The 25,432-nt window shown below is 65.2% G+C and carries 19 protein-coding genes; 10 read left to right on the plus strand and 9 right to left on the minus strand.

Features of this window, described 5'->3' with window-relative positions:
• Position 1 precedes the first annotated feature (1 nt).
• Positions 2-415 carry a gamma-glutamylcyclotransferase gene (locus tag FJ311_05570; GenBank protein ID MBM3950905.1) on the plus strand — a complete coding sequence of 138 codons (414 nt, stop codon included), beginning with the start codon at positions 2-4 and terminating at the stop codon, positions 413-415.
• 7 nt (positions 416-422) lie between these two features.
• On the opposite strand, the gene FJ311_05575 is transcribed toward FJ311_05570, so the two are convergent.
• Entirely contained in the window at positions 423-1,706 is a 1,284-nt protein-coding gene (locus FJ311_05575) for a D-alanyl-D-alanine carboxypeptidase (protein MBM3950906.1), read from the minus strand.
• Positions 1,707-2,100: 394 nt separating this feature from the next.
• Here FJ311_05575 and FJ311_05580 point away from each other — a divergent pair, with 394 nt between their 5' ends.
• The 5 genes from FJ311_05580 to FJ311_05600 all read left to right on the plus strand — a co-directional run bounded on the left by FJ311_05580 (position 2,101) and on the right by FJ311_05600 (position 8,925).
• Complete coding sequence (locus FJ311_05580; protein ID MBM3950907.1) at positions 2,101-2,565, plus strand: phasin family protein; 465 nt, start codon at positions 2,101-2,103, stop codon at positions 2,563-2,565.
• A gap of 165 nt (positions 2,566-2,730) precedes the next feature.
• The gene (clpS, locus tag FJ311_05585) at positions 2,731-3,117 is read left to right on the plus strand and encodes an ATP-dependent Clp protease adapter ClpS (GenBank protein MBM3950908.1); all 387 of its coding nucleotides are present in this window, start codon (positions 2,731-2,733) and stop codon (positions 3,115-3,117) included.
• A gap of 2 nt (positions 3,118-3,119) precedes the next feature.
• Positions 3,120-5,435, plus strand: a complete 2,316-nt coding sequence (gene clpA / locus FJ311_05590; GenBank protein MBM3950909.1) for an ATP-dependent Clp protease ATP-binding subunit ClpA — start codon at positions 3,120-3,122, stop codon at positions 5,433-5,435.
• A 25-nt stretch (positions 5,436-5,460) separates the two neighbouring features.
• Entirely contained in the window at positions 5,461-6,570 is a 1,110-nt protein-coding gene (locus FJ311_05595) for a CoA transferase (GenBank protein MBM3950910.1), read from the plus strand.
• Between the two features lie 69 nt (positions 6,571-6,639).
• The gene (locus FJ311_05600) at positions 6,640-8,925 is read left to right on the plus strand and encodes a cyclic nucleotide-binding domain-containing protein (GenBank protein MBM3950911.1); all 2,286 of its coding nucleotides are present in this window, start codon (positions 6,640-6,642) and stop codon (positions 8,923-8,925) included.
• Positions 8,926-8,929: 4 nt separating this feature from the next.
• On the opposite strand, the gene FJ311_05605 is transcribed toward FJ311_05600, so the two are convergent.
• From FJ311_05605 to FJ311_05640, 8 genes are all read right to left on the minus strand, one after another.
• On the minus strand, positions 8,930-9,472 hold the full coding sequence (locus FJ311_05605; protein MBM3950912.1) for a hypothetical protein: 543 nt from the start codon (positions 9,470-9,472) through the stop codon (positions 8,930-8,932).
• 36 nt (positions 9,473-9,508) lie between these two features.
• The gene (locus FJ311_05610; GenBank protein MBM3950913.1) at positions 9,509-10,105 is read right to left on the minus strand and encodes a hypothetical protein; all 597 of its coding nucleotides are present in this window, start codon (positions 10,103-10,105) and stop codon (positions 9,509-9,511) included.
• Between the two features lie 44 nt (positions 10,106-10,149).
• Entirely contained in the window at positions 10,150-11,316 is a 1,167-nt protein-coding gene (locus FJ311_05615; protein MBM3950914.1) for an N-acetyltransferase, read from the minus strand.
• Positions 11,317-11,352: 36 nt separating this feature from the next.
• The gene (locus tag FJ311_05620) at positions 11,353-12,717 is read right to left on the minus strand and encodes a TRAP transporter large permease subunit (protein ID MBM3950915.1); all 1,365 of its coding nucleotides are present in this window, start codon (positions 12,715-12,717) and stop codon (positions 11,353-11,355) included.
• 6 nt (positions 12,718-12,723) lie between these two features.
• Complete coding sequence (locus tag FJ311_05625) at positions 12,724-13,293, minus strand: TRAP transporter small permease subunit (protein ID MBM3950916.1); 570 nt, start codon at positions 13,291-13,293, stop codon at positions 12,724-12,726.
• A 10-nt stretch (positions 13,294-13,303) separates the two neighbouring features.
• Positions 13,304-14,362 (minus strand): TRAP transporter substrate-binding protein, encoded by a 1,059-nt coding sequence (locus FJ311_05630; GenBank protein ID MBM3950917.1) that lies wholly within the window; start codon positions 14,360-14,362, stop codon positions 13,304-13,306.
• A 135-nt stretch (positions 14,363-14,497) separates the two neighbouring features.
• Positions 14,498-15,880 carry a response regulator gene (locus tag FJ311_05635; GenBank protein MBM3950918.1) on the minus strand — a complete coding sequence of 461 codons (1,383 nt, stop codon included), beginning with the start codon at positions 15,878-15,880 and terminating at the stop codon, positions 14,498-14,500.
• A gap of 348 nt (positions 15,881-16,228) precedes the next feature.
• A complete protein-coding gene (locus FJ311_05640; GenBank protein MBM3950919.1) occupies positions 16,229-19,945 on the minus strand; it encodes a vitamin B12-dependent ribonucleotide reductase in 3,717 nt (1,238 codons plus the stop codon).
• A gap of 661 nt (positions 19,946-20,606) precedes the next feature.
• Here FJ311_05640 and FJ311_05645 point away from each other — a divergent pair.
• The 4 genes from FJ311_05645 to FJ311_05660 all read left to right on the plus strand — a co-directional run.
• A complete protein-coding gene (locus tag FJ311_05645; protein ID MBM3950920.1) occupies positions 20,607-20,966 on the plus strand; it encodes an NADH:ubiquinone oxidoreductase subunit NDUFA12 in 360 nt (119 codons plus the stop codon).
• A 4-nt stretch (positions 20,967-20,970) separates the two neighbouring features.
• Positions 20,971-21,456, plus strand: coding sequence for an MCE family protein (locus tag FJ311_05650; protein MBM3950921.1), 486 nt, complete (start codon positions 20,971-20,973; stop codon positions 21,454-21,456).
• The gene (locus tag FJ311_05655; protein ID MBM3950922.1) at positions 21,456-21,917 is read left to right on the plus strand and encodes an MCE family protein; all 462 of its coding nucleotides are present in this window, start codon (positions 21,456-21,458) and stop codon (positions 21,915-21,917) included. Before FJ311_05650 ends, FJ311_05655 begins: the two co-directional genes overlap by 1 nt.
• Positions 21,918-21,974: 57 nt before the next feature.
• Positions 21,975-25,432, plus strand: a 3,458-nt coding sequence (locus FJ311_05660; protein MBM3950923.1) for a PAS domain S-box protein, incomplete at its 3' end; no start/stop codon positions are given.

Consider the following 25,432-nt stretch of genomic DNA (forward strand, 5'->3'; position numbering starts at 1 on the left):
CATGGCCGATTATTTTTTCTACGGCTCGCTGATGGACGCCGACGTGCTGTCGGCGGTGGCCGGCGAGCGCATCCCGCCCGGGCGCCTGATCCCGGCGCGTCTGCCCGGTTACGAGCGCCTCGGCATGCGCCACGGCGTTTTTCCCACGCTGGTCGAATATCCGGGCGCCGAGGTGGCGGGAATGCTGGTGCGCGGCATCGACGCGGACGTCGCGCGGCGCCTCGCCCGTTACGAAGGCCCGGGCTACATCCTGGCGCGCCGGACGGTGACCACCGCCGACGGCCCGATCGAGGCCAACGTGTTCATCCTCATGCGTCCCGGCCGAACGTCGGGCAAGATTTGGGATTTCGAAACTTGGTGCCGCCGGCACAAACGCCGTCTGTTGCGCGCGCTGGCGAAGGATCGCGCGCGCTGACGATTTCTCACGAGGCGTTGGCGTATTCGGCGTGCTCGGCGTCGATGGCGCGGATGCAGGCCATGTTCTTGGCCTGAAGCGCGGCGCAGGCCTTGGCCGCTTCCGCCTTGGAAAGACCGGCGATACGGGCGCGATAGATCGGCTTTCCCTTTTTCGGATTGGTCGGAACGATCTTGATCTCGCCGTTGCCGAGGGTCACGGGCGCGATCTTGGCCGCGGTTTGCGCCGCCTGTTCGGCGAGCGCGTAACGGTGGAACGCGCCGACCTGGATCATCCATTGCCCGCCGGAGGCCTGCGCGGTTTCGGTTCGCGCGCGGGCGCGGTTTTGTGCCGGCGAAGGCGCCTGGCGCGCCGCGACCGCGGTCGGCTTGGCTTTGTCGGCCTTCGGCGTCGCTTGCGCGACCGAGGTGCGCATGCGTTCCGGCGCGGCGGGGAAATCGGCGATCCGGACGCCGGCCAGGGTTTCGAAGCCGCGATCGAGCAGATCGGCCATGCGCGCGTTGCGGGTCGCCGGCGAGCGGTCGCCCATGACCACGCCGATCACGCGGCGCTTGTCGCGCACGGCGGAGGCTACGAGGTTGTAGCCGGACGCGCGGATGTAGCCGGTCTTGATGCCGTCGGCGCCGGAATAATCGCCGAGCAACTGGTTGTGATTGCGATGCGTGACGCCGGCGTGGGCGAATTCCGGCGTGGAAAAGACCGCATAATGGTGCGGAAAGTCGCGGATGATCGCGCGTCCGAGGACGGCCATGTCGCGCGCGGTGGTGACCTGGGCCGGATGCGGCAGGCCCGAGGCGTTGCGGAACACGGTCCGGGTCATGCCGAGCGCCTTGGCCTTGTCAGTCATCGCCAAGGCGAAATCGGATTCGCTGCCGGCGATGCGCTCGGCCAACGCCACCGTCATGTCGTTGGCCGATTTGGCGACGATGGCCAGCACCGCGTCGCGCACCAGGATGCTCTGGCCGGCGGGGACGTTGAGCTTGGAGGGCGATTGGGCGGCGGCGTTCTTCGACACCCGGATGCGTTCGTAGGGCGAAAGTTGGCCTTTATCCATCGCCTCGAAGGCGAGGTAGAGGGTCATGATCTTGACGAGCGACGCGGGATGCACCAGCCCGTCGGGATTGACCGCGTGCAGGACCCGGCCCGAATTCGCGTCGACCACCACCTGGGCGAAGGGCACTTCGGCGCGCAGCGCGGGCGCATCGATGAGAAGGCCGGCGGCGAGCAGGGCCGAAGCCCCGAAACGGGTCATGGCCGGAAACCAGGACGAACGGCAGGCGTTGGACGGCATCGGATGGCTGAAGCGGCCCCTGGTGTTGTTTTTCCGTTGTCGGCGCCCGAATCGCGCACCGGACACCCTACGATTAGAGCCCAAGACCTCGTGCCGCCACAAGAGCGAGAGGAGGGGGCTACACCCGTTTAAAACCGATTACCGAACAAACGGTTAAAGCCGCCGTTTCCGTTCCAAGCAGGGAGCCGCCACGGTTTGCATATGCGAGAAAATGAATAGCTGATGGGTGTGGTTAAAATTAATTTATTTGTTTTCAATATGTTAAAAAACAACCATAAAATGGTGCTATGCACAAAAAAGGTTGACAGACGGGTTTTTAGAGCGTATTTGTTGGACCGTCACGCTGCATTGCAGCATCACAGAATTTCCGAAACCGAGGCAGAGGTTTTTCGCCATGAACGCTCCCACCCGCAAGACCGCCGTCGCCAAAAGCGCCGATCTGATCGAATCCGTTTCCAGCGTCGCCAAGGACGCGATGGAGGGCTTCTTCAACCCCGCCGCCGCGACCAAGCAGTTCGAAACCGCCGTGGCGTTCGGCCGCGCCAACTGGGACGCCGCGTCCCAGGCCGGCAACGCGTTGCTGGCCGGCGCGCAGCAGATGGGCCAGGCGTGGCTGGCGCTGGCGCAGGAATCGATCGATGACGGCGTCGCCGCCGCGCGCCGCCTGACGGCGTGCCGCAGCACGCCGGAATGGCTTGCGGCCCAGAGCGACATCGCCCAGGCCTCCTACGCCAAATACACGAGCAAGAGCCGCGCGCTCTCCGGTCTCGCGGTGAAACTCGCCGAGGACGTTTCGTCCCCGGTCGTTGCCCGCGCCGACGCGGCGCTCGGCGCCCTCGTCAAACCGACTGCTGCCTGACCTCCCTCCCATCCCCCCAAGAGACGGGCAGCATCCGCGCCCGGTGGATCCTCCCTCCACCGGGCGCATTCTTTTTGGTAAATGCGCGGGGCGCGCGCCGTCGGAACGCGGATTTGGCGGGGCGGATCATTTTCTTTATACTCCGGGGTCAGGGAATTCGTGGCCATGACCCCTTCGTCCCACCGATTATCCAGCGTGCCGCCGAGCGGCCCTCCCCGGGTGCCGCCCGCGCGCCGCGACGACGACGGGACCCGGACCGGGCTCGCGGTCAAAACGCGGCCGAAGGTCAAGAGGCCGTCGCTCTACAAGGTGCTGCTGCTCAACGACGACTACACGCCGATGGAGTTCGTCGTGCACGTGCTGGAGCGTTTTTTCGGCAAGTCGCACGAGGAAGCGACCCGGATCATGCTGCATGTCCATCACAAGGGGGTCGGCATCTGCGGCGTCTACACCTACGAGATCGCCGAGACCAAGGCCGGCCAGGTGATGGACCTCGCCCGCCAGCATCAGCACCCGCTCCAGTGCACCATCGAGAAGGAAGGGGACGGCTGACCGTGTTGTCGCGCAATCTCGAGCAGACGCTGCACCGCGCGCTGGCGAGCGCCAGCCAACGCCGCCAGGAGTTCGCCACCCTCGAACATCTTCTCCTCGCGCTCTGCGACGACCCGGACGCGATATCGGTCTTCCGCGCCTGCGGCGTCGACGTGGAGTCGCTGCGCGCCGAGATGACCGAATTCGTCAACGGCGACCTCGCGCGCATGGGGCTCGTCCAGCGCAACCAGGAACCGAAGCCGACCGCCGGATTCCAGCGCGTCGTCCAGCGCGCGATCATGCACGTCCAATCCTCGGGCCGCGAGGAAGTGACCGGCGCCAACGTCCTGGTCGCGCTGTTTTCCGAGCGGGAAAGCCACGCGGTCTACAGCCTGCAAACGCGCGAAATGTCGCGGCTCGACGCGGTCAACTATATTTCCCACGGCATCGCCAAGGTCGGCGCCTCGCGCGCGCGCGGCACGCCCCACGGCGCCGACGAGGACGCGCAACCGGAAAAAATCGTGCGCAAGGGGCACGAGGCGCTCGACACCTATTGCGTCAACCTCAACAAGAAGGCGCGCGAAGGGCGCATCGACCCCCTGATCGGGCGCCACGCCGAAATCGAGCGCACCATCCAAATTCTCTGCCGGCGCAACAAGAACAATCCGCTGTTCGTCGGCGACGCCGGGGTCGGCAAGACCGCGATCGCGGAAGGCCTGGCGCGGCGCATCGTCCAGGGCGAGGTGCCCGAGGTGCTCAAGGACGCGACCATCTTCGCCCTCGACATGGGTTCGCTGCTCGCCGGCACCCGCTATCGCGGCGATTTCGAGGAACGCCTCAAGGCGGTCATCGGCGAAATCGAGAACACGCCCGGGGCCATCATGTTCATCGACGAAATTCACACGGTGATCGGCGCGGGCGCGACCTCGGGCGGGTCGATGGACGCGTCCAATATCCTGAAACCCTCGCTCGCCGCCGGCGCGGTGCGCTGCATGGGCTCGACCACCTACAAGGAATACCGCGCCCATTTCGAGAAGGATCGCGCGCTGGTGCGCCGCTTCCAGAAGATCGACGTCTACGAGCCGTCGATCGAGGACGCGGTCAAGATCGTCAAGGGCCTGAAGCCCTATTTCGAGAAGCACCACAAGGTCCATTACACCGAGGGCGCGCTGCGCGCCGCGGTCGAACTGGCGGCGCGCCATATCCACGACCGCAAGCTGCCCGACAAGGCGCTCGACGTCATCGACGAAGTCGGGGCTTCCCGCATGCTGCTGCCCGAACCGAAGCGCAAGCGCACGGTGAGCGTCAAGGACGTGGAAACGGTGGTCGCCAAGATCGCGCGCATTCCCCCGAAGAGCGTGTCGATCGACGACCGCAAGGCGCTCGGCACCCTCGAAGCCGACCTCAAGGCGGTGGTGTTCGGCCAGGACAAGGCGATCGAATCGCTGGCGTCGTCCATAAAGCTCGCCCGCGCGGGCCTGCGCGAGGGCGAAAAGCCGATCGGCTGCTATCTGTTTTCCGGGCCGACCGGCGTCGGCAAGACCGAGGTCGCGCGCCAGCTCGCCAAGATCCTCGGCGTGCAATTGGTGCGCTTCGACATGTCGGAATACATGGAGCGCCACTCGGTTTCGCGCCTGATCGGCGCGCCGCCGGGCTACGTCGGCTTCGACCAGGGCGGCCTTCTGACCGACGCGGTCGATCAGCAGCCGCACACGGTGTTGCTGCTCGACGAAATCGAAAAGGCGCACCCCGATCTGTTCAACATTCTTTTGCAGATCATGGACCACGGCAAGCTCACCGACCATAATGGCAAGAGCGTCAATTTCCGCAACGTGATCCTGATCATGACCACCAACGCGGGCGCGGCCGAAATGGCCAAGGCCCCGATCGGGTTCGAGCGCATCGAGCGCGAAGGTGACGACAAGGAAGCGATCGAGCGCGCCTTTTCGCCCGAATTCCGCAACCGGCTCGACGCCGTGGTGTCGTTCGCCCATCTGCCGCCGGAGGTGGTGGCGCGCGTGGTGGACAAGTTCATCCTCGAGCTCGAGCTGCAACTCGAGGAACACGGCGTGATCCTGGAAATCACCGACGGCGCGCGCGCCTGGCTCGCCCGCACCGGCTACGACCGGCAGATGGGCGCCCGTCCGCTCGCCCGCGTCATCCAGGAGCACATCAAGAAGCCGCTCGCCGACCAGCTGCTGTTCGGCCGCCTGGCTTCGGGCGGGGTCGCCCTGGTGCGCGAGGCGGACGGCAAGTTGGCGATCGATTACCCCGACCCTTCCGGGCGCACCCTTCCGGCCAAGCGCAAGGACCGCAAGCCGCCGGCGCTGGTGGAGTAGGCCCGCCGTCCGGCGGCCGCCGCCGATGCTCAAATCCTGGCTCGCCGGCACGCGCGTGCTCGACCTCGGCCAATACCTGCCGGGGCCCGGGGCGGCGCAAATCCTCGCCGATCTCGGCGCCGACGTACTCAAGGTGGAGCCGCCCTCGGGCGATCCCCTGCGCGCCCTCGATCCCGTGACGGGAAATCCCGTCTCGGGCGTTTCGCCCTATTACGCGTCGATTAATGCCGGAAAGCGCGTCCTCCGCCTCGATCTCAAGAGCGAGGAGGGCAAACGAGCGTTCGCGCGGCTGGCGGAGGTCGCCGATGTGTTGATCGAATCCTTCCGGCCCGGCGCGCTCGCCAAGCTCGGGTTCGGCGCCGATCGCTTGCGCGCCGCGAATCCGCGCCTGATCCATGTCGCGCTTTCGGGCTACGGCCAGTCCGGTCCGCTCGCCGTTACCGCCGGGCACGACCTCAACTACCTCGCGTTTGCCGGATTATTGGCGGCGAGCGGGCCGCATGCCGCGCCGGCCATTACGTTTCCGCCCATCGCCGATCACGCCAGCGCCATGCATGCGGCGCTCTGCGCCCTCGGCGGCCTGCTCGGGCGCGCGCGCACGGGGCAGGGGGCGTTCATCGACGTCTCGCTTGCCGAAACCGTTCTCGCCTGGCAGGGATGGGGCCTGACCGCGGCCCGGGCGGGCGCCGCCCCCGCGCGCGAAGGGGCGCTGCTCAACGGCGGCGCCGCGTATTACCGGATTTATCGTACCGGCGACGGGAAATTCGTCGCCCTGGGGGCGATCGAAAAAGCGTTTTGGCGCAACTTCTGCGAAGCCGTGGCCCGACGTGATTGGACCGACCGCCACGCCGACCCGTTGCCGCAAACCGCACTCATCGCCGAAGTCGCGGACGTTTTCGCGGGCGCGCCCCGCGCCGAATGGGATCGCAGACTCAAGAACGTCGATTGCTGCTACCAACCGGTGTTGGATTACGGCGAAGTGCCGGCGCATCCGCATGTCGCGGCGCGCGGATTGGTGCGCGGGGCCGAAGCCGCGTTTGCCGCGATCGTCGATGGCGAGCCGCCGTCCATGCGGGCGCCTCATCGGGATGTAACCATAGAAGAAGCCGTGGCGGCGTGGGTCGAAACGGTGTAAGAAACGCCGGCTCCAGCGGATTGCCATGCGGCGTCGGATTATAAGAAGCATCCTGGGGGAGGGAGCGTCATGAACGGCGAACCGGCCGCGTCGGTCGGCCGCGATCTCGTTGGCGGATTCAACGCCGCGATGATCGGACTGCCCTATACCCTCGGCCTCGGCATCGTCGCGTTCGCGCCGCTCGGACCCTCGTTCGCCGCCGAGGGGGCGCTCGCGGGTATCCTCGGCGCGGTGGGCGTTGGCCTTCTCGTTCCATTATTCGGCGGGACGCGGGTAATGATTTCCGGCCCGCGGGTAACCATGGCGCTGGTGGTGGCCGCGACGTTGGCCGAGATTGCGGCGCCCGGATCGCCTTTCGCCGGCCGGCCGGCGGTGGTTGCGGCCTTTGCCATGCTCGCGCTTGCCGGAATGATTCAAGTTCTGCTCGGGGCATTTCGGATTGGCGGGCTTATCCGCTATGTCCCGTATCCGGTCATCGCGGGAATCGTGACCGGATCGGGCATTTTGATCGTTTTAGACCAAATGCGCGCGTTGTTCGCGATCCCGAGCGGAACCGGATGGTTCGACGCAATCGCGCGCGGGCATCTGCCGCCGGTCGGGGCGATCCTCGTCGCGGCCGCGACGGTCGCCGTGGCCTGGACGGTCCCGCGCGTGTGGCCGCGGCTCCCGGGCGTCTTGCTCGCCCTGTTTGCGGGCCTTGCGTTTCACCACGCGCTCGAGCCGGTTCTGGGTTCGGCGGCGCTCGGCGAGGCGGTCGGCGCGATGGAAGGCATGAACCAGGTTCTCTTCGCGGGAACCGTTGAGAACTGGTCGACTTGGCTCCGGGGCGATATGTGGGCCGGCATCGACCTCGACCACCCCGCGATTACGACGCTGGTCGTCGGCGCCGTGTCGGTTGCGGCGCTCGCGACCCTCGACACCCTGCTCGCGGTTCAGTTCGCCGATAGCCTGACGCTCGATCGCACCAGCGGCAGCCGCGAACTGCTGGTTCAGGGGTTCGCCAATATGCTTGTCGCCCTGGGCGGGGGCTTGACCGGGGCCGGTTCTCCGGCTCGGACCGCCGCCAGCCATCATGCCGGCGCGCGAACCCGGTTGGCGTCCGTTTTCGGCGCTCTTGCCATGCTGATCCCGCTCGCGTTCCCCGGCGCTCTCGCGCATCTGCCGGTATCCGTGGTTACCGGCATTCTGATCGTGATCGGCCTCGAGTTGATCGACAAATGGACGGTCGGCCGCGCCCGCGACCTGGCCGTGTCCGGCTGGCGCAATCATCCCCAGATCCTCATCGAGGTCGGCATCGCGGGGCTCGTCGCACTGATCGCGGTGGCGCTCGGCCTGATAACGGCGCTGGGGCTCGGCGTCCTGATCGCGGGCGTTGTCATGATCGGACGGTTAAGCCGCTCGCTGGTGCGCCGGGTCTACCGTGGCGCCCATATTCATTCCCGCCGCCAGCGCGACCGGCGCAGCCTGGACATCCTCGCGCGGGACGGCGATCGGATCGCGGTCCTGGAACTGGAGGGACCGATTTTCTTCCACAGCGCGGACCATCTCGAATCGGTGGTGGAACGCTTGATCGCCGATGGCGCTCGCTACGTCATCCTCGACATGAAGCGGGTGACGGAAGTGGACGTGACCGGCGCGCGCACGGTGGAGCACTTGGTTCGCCGCGCCGCCCGTTCGGGCGTCTTCGTCTTCATCAGCTATTTGCCGGCGGAAAAGCGGCGTGGCCGGGGCGATTTCATGGGAACGGAGCGCCGGCGGGTCGGGAACGCGCGCCGGGCGCGGATCGCCTTCGAACGGTTCGGCGTCGTCCGCGCGGTCGGAGAGAATCACATATTTCCCGATACCGACTCGGCGCTCGCGGCATGCGAGAACTTGGTCCTCGGCGTCGGCGAGCGCGATCGTCGCGACGATCATGGGCGAGAAGCGATCGTCGGCGTCTTCCGGGGCTTTACCGGGGCGGAACTCCGCGACATTCGCCGCCGGGCAAAGCGGATATCCTGGCGCAAGGGCGAGACGATTTTTGCCGAGGGCGACACGGGCGACGCGATTTTTCTTTTGTCGCGCGGACACGCGGACGTGATCATACGGGTACCGGGCAGCGAGCACGGCAAACGCCTGGATACCCTGACGCCCGGATCGGTCTTCGGCGAAATGGCGGTTCTGGACAACAAGCCCCGCGCCGCCGCGGTCATCGCGGCCGATCACGCCGTCGGTTACCGATTGTCGGCGGCGGCGTTCGCGGCGCTGAAAGGGGAACGACCGCAGATCGCCCTCAAGCTGCTGTCCAATCTCTGCCTGATCATGACGGCGCGGATGCGTTCCGCCAATCGCATGATCGCGGAATTGGAGGGATGAACGCTCAACTGCCGCAGCCGGTTTCGGCGACGATGCGCGCGCCGGCGGCGCCCAGCGCATCGAGCGGCGCGTTGCCCTTGCCCTTGAGATCGTAGCTCATGCGCGTCTCGCCGCCGCCCGCGCCGTAGCGCGCGACCGTGATCTTGCGGCACGAATCGCAGGAATTGAGCATCATGATCCGGTCGGCGACGCGATAAAGCTTCGTGCATTCGATCTTGGGCGGCGGCGGGGGCGATGCTTGGGGGTCGACGATGTTGACCGGGGCGTCGGGGGTGCCTTCGCACGGCGCCTCCGACATCATGCGCGAACGTCCCGCACCCTTGAACGGCAGGTCGACCGGCATGCCCGGGTGGACGGTGAAACTGCGCTGGGTCGGCGCCGCGTTGCCGGCGCGGCCGCGGTGCACGGTCACGATCCGGCAGGCGTTGCATTGGTTGATCAGGGTCTCGCCGCCCGGGCCGGGCACGAGGCGAACGCACTCCTCGGCCGCCGCCGGAAAGGCGGCGGCCGAGGCGAGCGCCAGCCACAGGAGAAAGCGAAACGCCATGCCGGGCAGCCTGCGCCCGGCATGGTTAACGCCGGGTTAATCGGCCGCCGAGGGCTTTTTCGGCCCGGAATCGCGGGCGTCCTGGCGGCGGCGGAAGCCCTCCGCGTCGCCGTAGTCGAGGAATTCGTAATAGCGCTGGTGCGGCGGCTGAACCGCTTGCGCGTGCTTGATCGGGCACCAATAAGCCTCGGTCCGGCTGCCGATTTCGCGGGCGTAGGCGATGACCCCGGTGGCATAGCCGCAATAATCGCAATTCAGTTTCTCGATCAGGTTGAGGTAGCCGAGATGATGCCGGTCCCAGGCGATGAAATCGGAACGGCGCACTTTCTTGATGCCGTACACCGGAAAACAGACGTGCTGATAGACGAACAGCGCGACATCGAGCAGCGCGATCGGGATCAGCATGGCGTAGATCACCGGCGCGGTGACGATAAACAGCACCGGCGCGCGCGCGAAAAAGGCCGCGAGGCCGCGCCGGAACCGATGCTGTTGGTCGAGCACCGCGCGCTCGAAGCGGAGACGCTGGCGATCGAATCCGGCGCCGAGGCGCTCCCGTTGGCGCGCCAGCTCGCGGTCGAGATCGGTTTCGGCCTCGCGCAGGCGGGCGAGCAGGCGATCCTGGATGTCGGTCATGGCGGCACTCCCCGTTGCGGGACACACGCAGGGTACGTCGCAGGTCAGGACCGGCGATAGGGGGAAAACTCCGTCAGTTCGGCGATTTCGGCCATGACCGCCGCGCGCTCGCGCGCCAAGTGCCGCCCGAGCAGATCGCGAAAGGCCGCGTTCGCGATCCAATGATAGCTTCTTGTCGCCTCGGGCAGGTAGCCGCGCTGGATCTTGTGCTCGCCTTGCGCGCCCGCCTCGACGCGGGCCAAGCCGCGCCCGATCGCGAACTCGATCGCCTGGTAGTAGCAAGCCTCGAAATGCAGGAATCGGAAATCCGCGGCGCAGCCCCAGTGCCGCCCGTAGAGCGTGTCGCCGCCGAGCAGATTGAGCGCCCCCGCCACCGGCCGTCCGCCGTGTTCGGCCAGCACCAGCACGACGCGGTCGGCCATGCGCTCGCCCAGCAGCGAAAAAAAGGCCCGCGTCAAATACCCGCCGCCCCATTTGCGCGAGGCGGTATCGCGATAGAAGGCGTAAAAGACGTCCCAATGGGCCTCGCGCAAATCCGATCCGGTCAGGACGGATATGGCGACCCCGGCATCGCGGACCGCGGCGCGTTCCTTGCGGATGGCCTTGCGCTTGCGCGAAGAAAGGGCGGCGAGAAAGTCGTCGAAGTCGCGGTAACCGCGATTGGTCCAGTGGTATTGGACGCCGAGGCGCGACAGATATCCGGCGGCCTCGAGGGCTTGGGCGTCGACCTCGGCGGGAAAATTGACGTGGAGCGAGGAAACGCCGTGGCGTTCGGCGATCCGAATCATCGCCGCGGCGAGGGCCGCGCGCAGTTCGTCGGCGCGCTCGCGCGCGAGCGCGGGCGGCACCAGGAGCCTCGGTCCGGTTGCGGGCGTGAACGGCACCGCGCACAGCAGTTTCGGATAATAACGTCCGCCCGCGCGTGTGTAGGCGTCCGCCCAGGCGTGGTCGAACACGTATTCGCCGTAGGAATGGCTTTTGGCATAGAACGGAGCGCAGGCGAGGACGGCGCCGTTCGCGTCCTCGATCACCGCGTGCGCCGGCGCCCAGCCGGTTTCGGCGGTGGCCGATCCGGATTCTTCCAGGGCGGCGAGAAACGCGTGGGCGACGAAGGGATTATCCGCTCCCGCCGACGCATCCCAATCCGCGGCCGCGAGGCCGCGGATCGAGGTCAGCGTGCGCGCGATCAGGGGTTCGCGGCCGTCCGGCATGGGGAAAGGATGGCCGCCGCGCGGCGGGAACGCAAGCTATCCACCGGAGCCGTACATCTTGGCCGGCAGCCACAGCACGAGATCGGGCCAGACGAAACACGCGGCCACGGCGAGAAGTTGCACGATCACGAACGGAATGACGCCGAGGTAGATGTGGCGGGTGGTGATTTCCTTCGGGACCACGCCCTTGAGATAAAAGAGCGAGAATCCGACCGGCGGGGTGAGGAACGACGTTTGCAGCATCACCGCGAGCACGACCAGGAACCACACCATGTTGATGCCGAGATCCTTGATCACCGGCGCGACCAGGGGAAGGATGATCAGCACGATCTCCAGCCAATCGAGGAAGAAGCCGGCGATGAAGGCGACGAACAGGATGAAGATCACGATGCCGGTCGGCCCGAACGGCAGCCCCTTGAGCGCGTGCGCGATCAATTCGTCGCCGCCGAGCGAGCGCAGAATGAACGCGAAAATCGTCGCGCCGATGAAAATGCCGAAGATGAAGCAGGTGGTGAGCGTCGTCTCGATGCCGACTTGACGGATAACCTTGAGGCTGAGCCTGCGGTTGAAGAGCGCGAGCAAAGTCGCGCCGAAGGCGCCGATGCCGGACGCCTCGGTCGGCGTCGCGATACCCATGAAGATCGCGCCGAGAACGGCGAGGATCAGGCCGGCGGTCGGCACGGTCGCCAGCACCGCGCCCCAAATCTCGCGCCCCGTCAACGGCGGGGCCTTGGGCGGCGGTGGTGCCGCCTTGGGATTGAACAGGCCGACCAGAATGACATAGAGCATGAACAACAGGCCGAGCATCACGCCCGGGATCAGCGCCCCCATGAACAGGTCGCCGACCGATATGGAAATCTGGTCGGCCATCAGCACCAGCATGATCGACGGCGGCACCAGGATGCCGAGGGTTCCCGCCGCGGCGACCACGCCGGAGGAGAGCGTCTTCGAATAATTGGCCTGCAGCATGATCGGAATCGCGAGCGTCGCGAGCAGGACCACGGACGCACCGACGATGCCGGTCGAGGCGGCGAGAAGGATGCCGATCAGGATGACGGTGATGGCGAGGCCGCCGCGCAACCGGCCGAACACGCGCACCATGTTGGTCATCATCTTCTCGGCGACGCCCGAATTGTCGAGCATCAGCCCCATGTAGATGAACATCGGCAGCGACACGAGGACCCAGTTCGACATGATCGCGTCGACGCGATCGATGATGGCGCCGAGCTTGGGCCAGCCGGTGAGCAGGAAGGTATCGACGCCGAGGCCGTTGAGCGCGAGGCCTCCGGCGGCGAACAGCAGCGACAGCCCGCCCAGCAGCCACGCGACCGGATAGCCGGTGAACAGCGACCCGATGAAGGTCGCCATGAAGATGACGACGATGATTTCGTAGACCGGCATCGCCGACTACCTCGTTCCCGCCCGCAACGCCGCCCACACCCGTGTGAGACGGGAGACGCCCGCCATCGCCAGCAGAACGAAAGCGGTGACGATGAACGATTTCAAGGCCCAGCGATACGGCAGCCCGTCGGGCGCGGCGGAGATTTCGTTCAATTCCCACGACCTCGCCACGAACGGCACGGCGTACCAAATCATGAAAACCGCGACCGGCAGCAGCAGGAACAACAAACCGCCGAGTTCGATCCTGAGGCGGGTCCGACGCGAGAAGTGTTCGGCCAGCACGTCGACGCGCACGTGGCGCTGGCGGACTTCGGTGAACGCGAGCCCGAGCAGAAATCCGATGGCGTAGATGTGCCATTGGATTTCTTCGAGCTTGATCGAACCGACGGAAAAAACATAGCGCTGCACGACCTGATAGACGATCAGCAGCATCAGGATCGTCCACAGCCAGGACGACGCTTCGCCGATGGCGACGATCACCCGGTCGAACGCCCGGGAGATCGCCGTTTCGGGCAGCGAAAAATCGGACGGCCCCGAGGAGGGGCCGTCCATAGGCGGTTTGATCTCCGCCGCCATACCGGCGGGATCAGTGCTTGAAGTCGCGCGGCAAGTAGCCGAAATCGTGCCACTTGCTGTTCTGTTTCTGGAAGGAGCGCTGGCTGTCGTAAACCTTCTTGAACATGGCGTCCTTGGCGCTTTCCTCGGCCATCACTTCGTCGGTGGCTTTTTTGAAGGCGGCGAGCAGTTCGGGCGACACCTTGACCGCCTTGACGCCTTCCTTCTCGAACTTTTCCAGGGTCGTGCCCTGCAGGGCTTCGGCCTTGGCGAGCGATATGGCAACGCCCGCGGTGCAGGTCGTTTCGATCAGCGCCTGGGTGGCGGGCTTCAGCTTCGACCACTGATCGAGGTTGACGTAGAGATACTGGTTGGTCGAGGGCTGGTGCCAGCCGGGCAAGTAGTAGAACTTGGCGACCTTGTGGAAGCCGAGTTGGTCGTCCACCGTCGGCAGCGAGAACTCGGTGCCGTCGAGCACGCCTTTTTCCAGCGCCTGGAACAGTTCGCCGCCGGGCAGCATGGTCACGGAGGCGCCGACCTTCTGATATACCTTGCCGCCGAGGCCCGCGGCGCGGAACTTCAGGCCCTTGATCTCGTCGGGCTTGGTGATCTCCTTGCGGAACCAGCCGGCCGCTTCGGGGCTGATGGTGCCGCAGAAGATGGGGTGGACCTTGTGCGGCTTGTAGAGTTCCTTGAGAAGCTGGTCGCCGCCGCCGAAATACATCCACGCCGAGAACATCGGGCTTTCCATGCCGAACGGCACCGCGCCGAACAGGGCGGAAGCGGGGAGCTTGCCGATCTCGTAGCCCATCCAGGTGTAGCCGGCTTCGACCTTGCCCTGGCTGACGGAATCGAACACCGCGAGCGCCGGGACCAGCTTGCCCGGTTCGAACACCTGCAGTTTGATGCGGCCGCCCGAGGCGCGGTCGAGCTGCTGCGCGACCCACGGCATGGTGTCGCCGAGCGCCACCAGGTTGGATCCGAACGCCATGGGGATGCCCCAGCGAACGGTATCGATTTCCTGAGCGTGGGCTATTCCGCCGGCATTCAGCGCCAAGGCAACCGTCGCCGCGGTAACGTATTTCTTCATCGAAAGCCTCCCGGTTGAAAGATTTATTTCAGGTCGCGACAGGCGTCGTCGCCGTCCAATCGCACGCGGTAGCGAGCCGCCGGAAGGGCACCGTAACATACGGCATCGACCGGCGAAAGGGTCTCGGAAGGGGGGTCAGAGCCGCAGCAAAAGCCCTTCGTGGGGGGCGACGACTCGGGTCTTGGAACGCAATTTCGCCAACTGGCTTTCCGCGGTTTCGAGCTTGGCGTCGATGGCGGTGTCCGATTGGTCGGGATCGTGGTGGAAGAGATAAAGGTTCTTGACCTTGGCGGCGTGGGCCAGCTTGACCACTTCGCCGATGCAGGAATGGCCCCAGCCGACCTTGCTCGCGTATTCCTGGTCGGTATAGGTGGTGTCGGTGATGAGCACATCAATCCCTTCGACAAACTTGGCGAGCTTGGCGACGTAGTGGGCGTTGTGATGCGGGTTGCCCTCGAGGAACAGTTCATTGTCGGTGACGTAGCCGATCGAGCGGCCGTTGTAGTCGATCCGGTAGCCGAGGCAGCGGCCGGGATGGCTGAGCAGCATGGTGCTGACCTTGATCCGGCCGAACATCAGCTCTTCCTCGTCGAGGTCGTGGAAATAGACCCGCGCGCCGAATTCCTGGAAGGTGATCGGGAAGTAGACGCCGTCCATCTGCGCGGAAATGATCTGGCGCATGGTGGTGTCGCCGTGGCGCGCGCCGAGGATCTCGAAATCGTTGCCCGGCAGGTAGAGAGGGACGAAGAAGGGAAGCGCGTTGATGTGGTCCCAATGCGGATGCGACAGGAAAATCTTGGCTTCGATACGGGTTCGCTTCTGCCTGAGCAGATGGTCGGACAGATTCTTGATGCCGGTTCCGGCGTCGAACACGAACAGCTGGTGGGTCGGAAATTCCAAAGTCACGCACGACGTGTTGCCGCCGTAGCGCAGGCTTTTTCCGCCGGCGACCGGCAGCGTTCCGCGTACGCCCCAGAAGGTGAGGTCGATCTTGTCCTCGACGATGCGCAACACCCGGGACATGAACGTCTCGGCCGAGATCGGCTTCTGGATGAAGCCGTCGGCGCCGGTACCGAGGGCGCGTTTGCGGTCGAATTCGTAGGTCTTGGCCGACACCACGACGATTTTCATTGCGGCGGTCGACGGTTTCGCGCGCAGCATCGCGCACAACTCGATGCCGTCCACGTCCGGCATCATCAAGTCCACGATCACCACGTCCGGCTTCTGCACCAGGATATCGGCCAGCGCCGTCAGACTGGAGGTGGAGAATTTAACCGTGTGTCCGGCTTGCGCGATCAGCGCCGTCATCATTTTCGCCGCGATCGGATCGTCGTCGACCACGTGGAAGCTGAGACGCCGGCTTGCGCCCTGTTGGGCGATGGCGTTGGCGAGAAACGGCTCGTTCTCGGCGAGTTGCACCGCGACCGGCCCGCGACTCACGGACAACGGTCCGGGGGCGCTGGTGCCGGCGGCGGACTTGCGGCGGGATTTGGAGGACTTTTTGCGCGAAGCGGCCACGAAGGGGTATTCCTCAGAATCGGGCACGTGTGGTGTCGGATACTTCCCCCGCGCGAGCTTTTTTCAAGCCTTATCGACGCGCTATTAGGCACTATTCGGCGCTATTGGGCATGGAAATCGCCCCGATTTCAACCGTAAAAAATCGATCGATGGAAAAATGCAGCCGCCGCGGTTCAAGGCGCTCGAGACCCGCGCATCGTGGCCTTTTCTCACGAGGGGGATTCGGTCGCTGAGCGAACGGAGAAATAAAGGAAGGGATCGGAAAAAATCGGGCGCCCTCCGGATGTTAGCGATCCGGAGAGCGCCCCAAGTTTCCCAGGGAGGAACGTTTGCATACCGTGCGCGCCATCAGGAGCATCCGGTGGTGGAGCCACACGTGTTGCATTTGAGGCAGGTGCCGTTGCGCACCAGCGTAAAATTTCCGCACTCGCCGCACGGGTCGCCTTCGTAACCCTTCATGCGGGCTTCGCGAATCTGATCGAGCCGGGTGTCCACCGCCTGCACGACCTCGGCGTCGAGGCTGAGGGCGTACACCCCTTGCGCGGCCGGAGACATGGCCGTGACCGGGGCGGACATGACGGCGGTCGCGGCCGCGCCCTTGGCGCCCCGGATGACCATGAGCTTGGAGCGGACATAGCCCTGGCTTGCGGCCGGCGGGATCGCGCCTTCGGCGGTGCCCGGCAAGTCGCCTTCGTCGTTGCCGCCGCCGAGGCTGTCGGGTTTCAGGTCGTCGGGCTGGATGTGGGCAAGGTCGTTGCGCCCGAGATAGGAAACCGCCAGTTCCCGGAAGATGTAATCGATGATCGACGTCGCCGACTTGATCGCGTCGTTGCCCTGGACCAGGCCAGCGGGCTCGAAGCGGGTGAAGGTGAACGCCTCGACGTATTCTTCGAGCGGGACGCCGTACTGAAGCCCGATCGAGATGGCGATGGCGAAATTGTTCATCAGGCTGCGGAAAGCTGCGCCTTCCTTGTGCATGTCGACGAAGATCTCGGCCAACCGGCCGTCGCCGTATTCGCCGGTGCGCAGATAGACCTTGTGGCCGCCGACGATCGCTTTCTGGGTGTAACCCTTGCGCCGGCTGGGCGGGCGTTCGCGGTCGCGCTTGACGTGCTCGACCACGCGTTCGACGACCCGCTCGACCACCCGTTCGGCGACCAGTTCCGCGCGCTGGACGGGGTTGGCGGCGGCGATGCGCTCGGCCGTATCCTCGGCTTCGTCCGCGTCGTCGGCGAGCAGGGCCGCGTTCAGCGGCTGCGACAGCTTGGATCCGTCGCGGTAAAGCGCGTTGGCCTTGAGACCGAGCCGCCAGGACAGCATGTACGCGTTCTGGCAGTCGGCGACCGTCGCCGCGTTCGGCATATTGATGGTCTTGGAGATGGCGCCCGAAATGAACGGCTGCGACGCCGCCATCATGCGGATGTGGCTCTCGACCGACAGGAACCGCTTGCCGTTGCGCCCGCACGGGCTGGCGCAGTCGAACACCGGCAGATGCTGCGGCTTCAGGTACGGCGCGCCCTCGAGGGTCATGGCGCCGCAGACATAGGCGTTGGCGGCGTCGATGTCGGACTTGGCGAAGCCGAGCGCGGCGAGTAGATCGAAATCCACTTCGTCGAGCCGCTTCGGGTCGATCTTGAGGGTATCGGTGCAGAACGCCTCGCCCAACGTCCATTTGTTGAACACGAAGCGGATATCGTAGGTGCTCGCGAGCGCGGCTTCGACCTTGGCCAGGGCCTCGTCGGTGAAGCCGTGGGCGCGCAGCACGTCGTGGGTTACGCCCGGCGCGCCCTTGAGGGTGCCGTGGCCGACCGCGTAGCGGACGATTTCGCCGATCTCCTCCTCGGCGTAGCCGAGCGTCTTGAGCGCGCGCGGAACGATGCGGTTGATGATCTTGAAGTAGCCGCCGCCGGCGAGCTTCTTGTACTTGACCAGGGCGAAATCGGGCTCGATGCCGGTGGTGTCGCAATCCATCACCAGGCCGATGGTTCCGGTCGGCGCGACCACGCTGACTTGGGCGTTGCGGAAGCCGTGCGCCTGGCCGAGCTCAAGGGCGCGATCCCAGATCATGCGCGCGGCGGCCGCCAGTTCCGCGTCCGGGCAGTCGGCGCCGTTGAGCGGCACCGGCAGGACCGAGAGACCCTCGTAGCTGCCGCTGGCGCCGTGCGCCGCGCGGCGGTGATTACGGATGACCCGGAGCATCGCGTCGCGGTTGGCTTCATAGCGCGGGAACGCCCCCATCTCGCCCGCCATCTCGGCGGAAGCCGCGTAGGACGCCCCGGTCATCAGCGCGGAGACGGCGCCGCAAATCGCGCGCCCCTCGGCCGAATCGTAGGGAATGCCGGCGGCCATCAGGTAGCCGCCGATGTTGGCGAAGCCCAAGCCGAGCGTGCGGAATTCGTAGGACAGCTCGGCGATGCGCGGCGACGGGAACTGGGCCATGGTCACCGAGATTTCGAGGGTCAGCGTCCAGAGCCTGACCGCGTGCTCGAAACGCGCGACGTCGAACTGGCCGTCCTTGCCCAAGAACGGCAGCAAGTTGAGCGAGGCGAGGTTGCACGCCGTGTCGTCGAGGAACATGTACTCCGAGCACGGGTTGGAGGCGTTGATCCGCCCCGATTCCGGGCACGTATGCCATTCGTTGATGGTGGTGTCGAATTGCAGGCCGGGATCGGCCGAGGCCCAGGCGGCGTAAGCGATCCGCTCCCACAATTCCTTGGCGCGCACGGTCTTGGCGACCCTGCCGTCGACCCGGCGGGTGAGCGGCCATTCGCCGTCGCCGACGACGCGATCGAGGAAGGCGTTGGACACGCGCACGCTGTTGTTGGAATTCTGCCCGCTCACGGTCATGTAGGCTTCCGAATCCCAGTCGGTGTCGAAAACCGGGAAATCGATCGCGGTGTAGCCCTGGCGCGCGAATTGGATGACGCGGCGGATGTAGCTGTCCGGGATCATCGCCTGGCGGGCGCCGCGGATGGCGCGCTTCAAGGCGCCGTTGCGGGTCGGCTCGAAGCGGTCCTCGCCGCCGCGCCCCGATAGGGGCGCATCATCCAAGACGCGCGGGGATTCGCCCGCGCGAGGCGCGTCGGTATTGCACGCGGCCATGATCTCGTTGAGGTGCTTGTGGGCGAGGCGCGAGCCGGCGACGAGGGCGGCGACCTTCTGTTCCTCGCGCACCTTCCAATCGACGAACTGCTCGATGTCGGGATGATCGACGTCGACCACCACCATTTTGGCGGCGCGCCGGGTGGTGCCGCCCGATTTGATGGCGCCGGCGGCCCGGTCGCCGATCTTGAGAAAGCTCATCAGGCCGGACGAACGCCCGCCGCCGGAAAGCTTTTCGTTTTCCCCGCGCAGGCGCGAGAAGTTGGAGCCGGTGCCGGAGCCGTACTTGAACAGGCGGGCTTCCCGTACCCACAAATCCATGATCCCGCCTTCGTTGACGAGATCGTCGTCGACGCTCTGGATGAAACAAGCGTGCGGCTGCGGGTGTTCGTAGGCCGAAGCCGAGCGGACCAGTTTGCCGGTGCGGAAATCGACGTAATAATGTCCCTGCGCCGGACCGTCGATGCCGTAGGCCCAATGGAGGCCGGTGTTGAACCACTGCGGCGAATTGGGGGCGCCGATCTGGGCGGCGAGCATGTGGCACATTTCGTCGTAATAGGCGCGCGCGTCCGCCTCGCCGTCGAAGTAGCCGCCCTTCCAGCCCCAATAGGTCCAGGTGCCCGCCATGCGTTCGAACACCTGTTTGGCCGATGTCTCGCCGACCGTGCGCTCGTCCTTGGGCAGTCCGGCCAGCGCGTCCTCGTCGGCGACGTGGCGCCAGAGCCAGGACGGCACGCCGTTTTCCTCGACGCGCTTGAGCCGGGCGGGGACGCCGGCCTTGCGGAAATATTTCTGGGCCAGCACGTCGCAGGCGACGTCCGACCAGTGCGCCGGCGCTTCGAGGCGCTCGAGCCGGAAGACGACCGAGCCGTCGGGATTTCGGATTTCGCTGGAGGTAACCTTGAACTCGATCCCGCCGTAGGGGGTTTGGCCTTCCTTGGTGTAACGACGCGCGATACGCATAGTCCCCTCTTTATGTTTTTGTCGGTCCGTGCCCCCTGGCCGAGGGTCCGGCCCGCCGTTGCGTGATGGGAGTGATCGGTCTTGGAAGAACGCGCATCCCTCGCGGGAAGTCCCCCAGAAGACTTCAAGCCCCCGTTTTATTGCCTCTCCCGACGCCGCTTTGATCCGCCGGCTTTCGAGCGCCCAGCCTCTCGATACGACACCAACAATGTGCTAGATACGGTGGCTGTTTCGATGGCGAGGGGCAAAATCTAGCCCAGTGCGATTCTCGGAGCAATCGGAAACTCCATATCTAGCGTTTGTGGGACATATTTTTTACAACATGTAGTGCTAACAAGGGGTTAAGCGGGCGGGGTTGAAGCCCGGCCTGAAATGCCGCCAAGGGATTGGGGAGACGTTCGATAGTCAGATGAATTGTTATTTTTATACAGAAGGTTATCAGCCTTCGACGAGAGCGCGGGAAATCGGGCCCGGGCGTTCCAGGGAGGGGATTTCCTAACTGTTCCCATGGCGCGAATGGCCCTAGGAAAGCGGAGTCGCTCGCGTTTGCACCCGATCGTGCGGCTCTTCGGCGGGGATAACGAAGGCGGTGACGCCGTGAAATACTCGGTCGGCGGAGCTACGATTATCGGTAAAGGAAGTTAAAGTTAAGGAGCGAACGATGGCGACACTGGGCACGCTGATCTACACCCTGTTCAAAGGCGTCCGGGTCGGCGCCGACGAATTCGGCAATCGCTATTACCGCGCGCGCGGGCAACGCCTGCACGGGCGCGAGCGGCGTTGGGTGATCTATAAGGGCGCCAACGAGGCCTCGAAGGTTCCCGCCGAATGGCACGCGTGGCTGCACCACACGGTCGATCAGCCGCTCACCCAGACCGCGGCCGAGGCGCGGCCGTGGCAAAAGCCGCATCAACCCAATCCCACCGGCACCGCGGACGCTTATCGTCCCGGCGGGCACGAACTCCGGGACGGACATCATCCCGCGACCACCGCCGACTACGAATCGTGGAGGCCGACGTAACTCCATGCGCGGGGAAGCCAAGGAAATCGCGGTCGGCGCGGTCGCGCTGTCGTCGCTGCTGCTGGTGCTGGGATTTTTTCAGGCCGGGCGCACGCACGCGGCCGGCCGCGCGACCGGATACGAGATCAGCGCCACCTTCAACCGGATCGACGGCCTGTTTCCGGGCGATCCGGTGCGCCTCGGCGGCATCCGGGTCGGCACCGTGGCCAAGGCCGAACTGGACGCCAATCATCGCGCCCGGCTCACGATGCGCCTCGATTCCGGGATCAAATTGCCGGAAGACACGGCCGCGGCGATCCACACCGACGGCCTGTTCGGCTCCAAGTTCGTGGTGCTGCTGGTGGGCGGCGACGACGCGGTCATCAAGCCGGGCGGAGCGATCACGCACACCCAGGACGCGCTGATCGTTTCCGAGCTGCTCGATCTCATCATCGCCGAGGGCCGCGCCGCGCGCGCCAAGGCTACCCCCAAGGAAGGAACCCGGCCATGATCGGACGCAATCTCGTCGAAACCGTGCTTGGCGCGGTCGTGCTGATGGTGGCCGGCATCTTCGTTTACTTCTTTCAGCAGACCGCCCAGGTGCGCGCGACCCAGGGCTATGCCATCAGCGCCCATTTCGCCAAGATCGGCGGTCTGGCCAAGGGCAGCGACGTGCGCATCAGCGGGATCAAGGTCGGCACCGTGACCGGCCAGCGCCTCGATCCCCAGACCTTCGACGCGATCGTGACGATGACCATTGCGCCGGAGGTGAAGCTGCCGGCCGACACGGTCGCGGCGGTCGACAGCGAGGGCATTCTCGGCGGCAAGTACGTGCGCCTGGAGCCGGGCCGCGCGGCGGAGAAAATTCCGCCCGGCGGCGCGATCCGCAAGACCCGCGATTGGCGCTCGCTCGAGGACCAGGTGGGCGAGATCATCTTCCTCGCGACCGGCGGCGACAAAGGCAAAAATTGACGCGAGTTCGTTTCCGTCCTCGCGACGCTTCGGGCACGGGTTGAAAAGCGCGCGCATATGGGCATCGGCGCCAAAATCCGAACGCGAATCTCTTCCTTGTACAGTTCGCCGATCGCAATCGCCTTGGCGGCGATCGCGATTTTCGCCGTGTTGTACGGGGTTTTTTCGGCTCTCGGCGTGGCGGAGAATCTGGGAAAGCGGCTCGAACAGTATGAACCGTTCAAGGCCGATGAAGCCCTGTTCGCGGGGCTTGTCATGTTCGTTCTTTTTGTGGTCGGCGGAATTTGGGAACTTCGCCGGAGAGGCGCGGATCTTCAGCAATCCCGCGATCTGCTGCGCACCGCCCTCGACAGCCTCAAGGACGGCGCCGCCCTGTTCGACAAGAACGAACGGCTGGTGTTCTGGAACGAGGGATTTATCCGCACCTCGCCGGCGTTGCGCGACGTCGTCTCGCCCGGCTTGTCGTTCACCGAACTGGTCACGCGCATGACGGCCCAGGGCCGTTACCTGGGCGTCGACCGGAATTGGGTCGAAACACGCGTCCGCCAGTTCCGAGCGCTGGAGCCGGTCGAGAACCACATGCGCGATCCCGACGGCAAGGAACGCTGGGCCCATGTGCATCTTCATCGCACGCAGGATGGCGGCACGTTCCTGATCCGCGAGGATATCACCGAGCGCAAGCGGGCCGAGGCGGAACTGGCGACCGTTCGCCAGCGCCTCGCCGATGCCATCGACAGCCTTTCCGACGGCGTCGCGCTGTTCGACAAGGACGAACGCCTGATCCTGCACAACCAGAGCTACCATCTCGCCGTGTCGCGGGTCATCGGCAACTTTCGCCTCGGCATGTCGTTCGAGGAGGAAATCCGTTCCCTCGATCGAAAAGGATTCTATGTCTCCGTCCGCGGCGACGACTGGATCGCGAAGCGTCTGCGCGCCTTTCGCGCGCTGGACCCGGTCGAATACCGGGCACAGGACATCCTCGGGCAGGATTTGTGGATCAAGGTCCATCACTACCGCACGCGCGACGGCGGCACGCTCCTGATCCGCGAGGACGCCACCGCGCAAAAGCAATCGGATTTGAAGGTACAAGCCGGCGAGCGGCTGCTGGGCCTTTTTATCGAACACGCTCCAGCGGCCCTGGCCATGTTCGACCGCGAGATGCGCTACCTCCATGTCAGCCGCCGGTGGCTCACCGATTATGGCCTCGGCGAGCGGGATTTGCGCGGCCTTTCGCATTACGATGTTTTTCCGGAAATTCCCGAAGCATGGAAAGAGGCGCATCGTCGCGGGCTGACCGGAGAAGTGCTCCGGATGGACGCCGAATCTTTCACGCGGCTCGATGGTTCGGTGCAATGGCTGAAATGGGAATTGCGACCATGGTTCGACGCGACGGGCACCGTCGGCGGGATCATTCTATTCACCGAAGACATCACTGCCCGCCGCAAAGCCGAATCCGACCTGGAGTCCTCGCGCCAATTGTTGCAAACGGCGCTCGACAGCGTCGGCGGCGGCATCGCCTTGTTCGACAAGGACGAACGGCTGGTCCTGCACAACCAAAGCCTGGCGACGAATCTCAAGGCCTTTCCCGGCGCGCTCGCGCCTGGGATTTCCTTCGTCGATTTCGTCAAAACGATCGCCGCCGGCGGCGGCTACAAGGACGCGGGCCCGGAGTGGATCGCCGAGCGTATCCGCAAGTTCCGCGATCTGGAGCCGGTCGAATTACACCGGCGCGATCCCGACGGAACCGAGCGCTGGCATTTGATCCGCCATTACCGCACCCGCGACGGCGGCACGCTCAGGATCGGCACCGAAATCACCGAGCGCAAGCGGGCGGAAGCGGCGCTCGAATCTTCCCGGCAACTGCTGCAGTCCGCGCTCGACAGCATCGCCGCCGGCGTCGCCTTGTTCGACAAGGACGAACGCCTGGTGATGTGGAACGGCAACTATGTCGATACCCGCCCGCAATTGAGCGGCTATATCAAAGCCGGCGTGTCCTTCACCGACATAATCCGGCATCTGGTGGAACAGGACGGTTACGTTGGCGTGGACGAAGCGTGGGTGACCGAACGCGTTCGCCGTTTTCGCGCCTTGGAATCGTTCGAAGCCCACATGCGCGACCCCGATGGCGGCGAGCGCTGGGCCCTCGTAAACCATTACCGCACCCGCGACGGCGGCACGTTCCTGGTGCGCACGGACATCACCGCGCGCAAACGGACGGAAGCGGCGCTCGAAGACTCCCGACACCTGCTGCAAACGGCGATCGACAGTATTGGCGATGGCGTCGCGCTCTACGACAAGAACGAACGGCTGGTTCTGTTCAACGAAGGGTACGCCCGCAGCCTGCCGCTCATCGGCGACATCCTGAAACCGGGATTGTCGTTGCGCGAAGAAGTCACGGCGCTGGTCAAGCGCGGCAATTACGTCGGCCTCGGCGAGGATTGGATCGAGGAACGCCTTCGCCTGTTTCGCTCACTGGAAACGGCATTGAGCCGGCAGCACGATCCCGCCGGCGACCGGTGGATTTCATCGAGCCATTATCGCACCCGCGACGGCAGTACATTCCTGGTACGCACGGATATTACCGCGCGCAAGAGGGCGGAGGCGGAATTGGCCAGCGCCCAGCAGCGGCTCGCCGATGCGATCGAGAGCATCAGCGACGGCATCGTCCTGTTCGACAAGGACGAACGGCTGGCGCTGTTCAATCGCCGCTATGCCGCCGAAGTCGCGGCGATTGCGGACATCTTCAAGCCCGGATTGACGTTCGAAAATTTTGTCCGCGCGCTCGCCAAAGCCGGTTATTACGGCCCGGCCAAGGTCGGGGACGAAGCTTGGGTGCGCGAGCGCCTGCGGCGCTTCCGGGCGCTGACGGAAGCCGAATACGCGGTGACGCCCGATGACGGCGAACAGGCGTGGCGCCTGGTTCGTCATTTCCGCACCGCCGACGGCGGCACCCTGCTCGCGCTCAGCGACATCACCGCGCGCAAGCGGATGGAAACGGAGCTTCGGTCGAGTCAGGAATTGTTGTGGACCGCGCTCGAAAGCATGAACGACAGCGTTTCTTTGTTCGATTCGAGCGAGCGGCTGGTATTGTTCAACGAGTCGTTCGCGCGTTACCCGGCAATGATGCGCGATGTATTCAAGGTCGGTCTGCCGTTCGTCGAAATGGTCGAAACCCTGTTTGCGCGCGGCGGATATGCCGATAAGGATCGCGACTGGCTCGAACGGCGTATCCGTTGCTTCCGCGCGCTGGAGCCGATCGAGATCGCCTTCCGGGATGTGGACGGCAGCGAACGCTGGCTCAAGTTCACCCACCATCGCACCCGCGACGGCGGCACCCTGATGGTGCGCAAGGACGTCACCGATCAGATCCGCGCGCTGGGCGAGATCGAGCATGCCCGCAGCGTCGCCGAACAGGCAAATGAAACCAAAACCAAGTTCCTCGCCTCCATGAGCCACGAGTTGCGCACGCCGCTCAACGCCATTCTCGGTTTTGCCCAGATGATCGAATTGGGTAT

The sequence above is a fragment of the Rhodospirillales bacterium genome, assembly GCA_016872535.1.
Classification (GTDB): domain Bacteria; phylum Pseudomonadota; class Alphaproteobacteria; order Rhodospirillales; family 2-12-FULL-67-15; genus 2-12-FULL-67-15.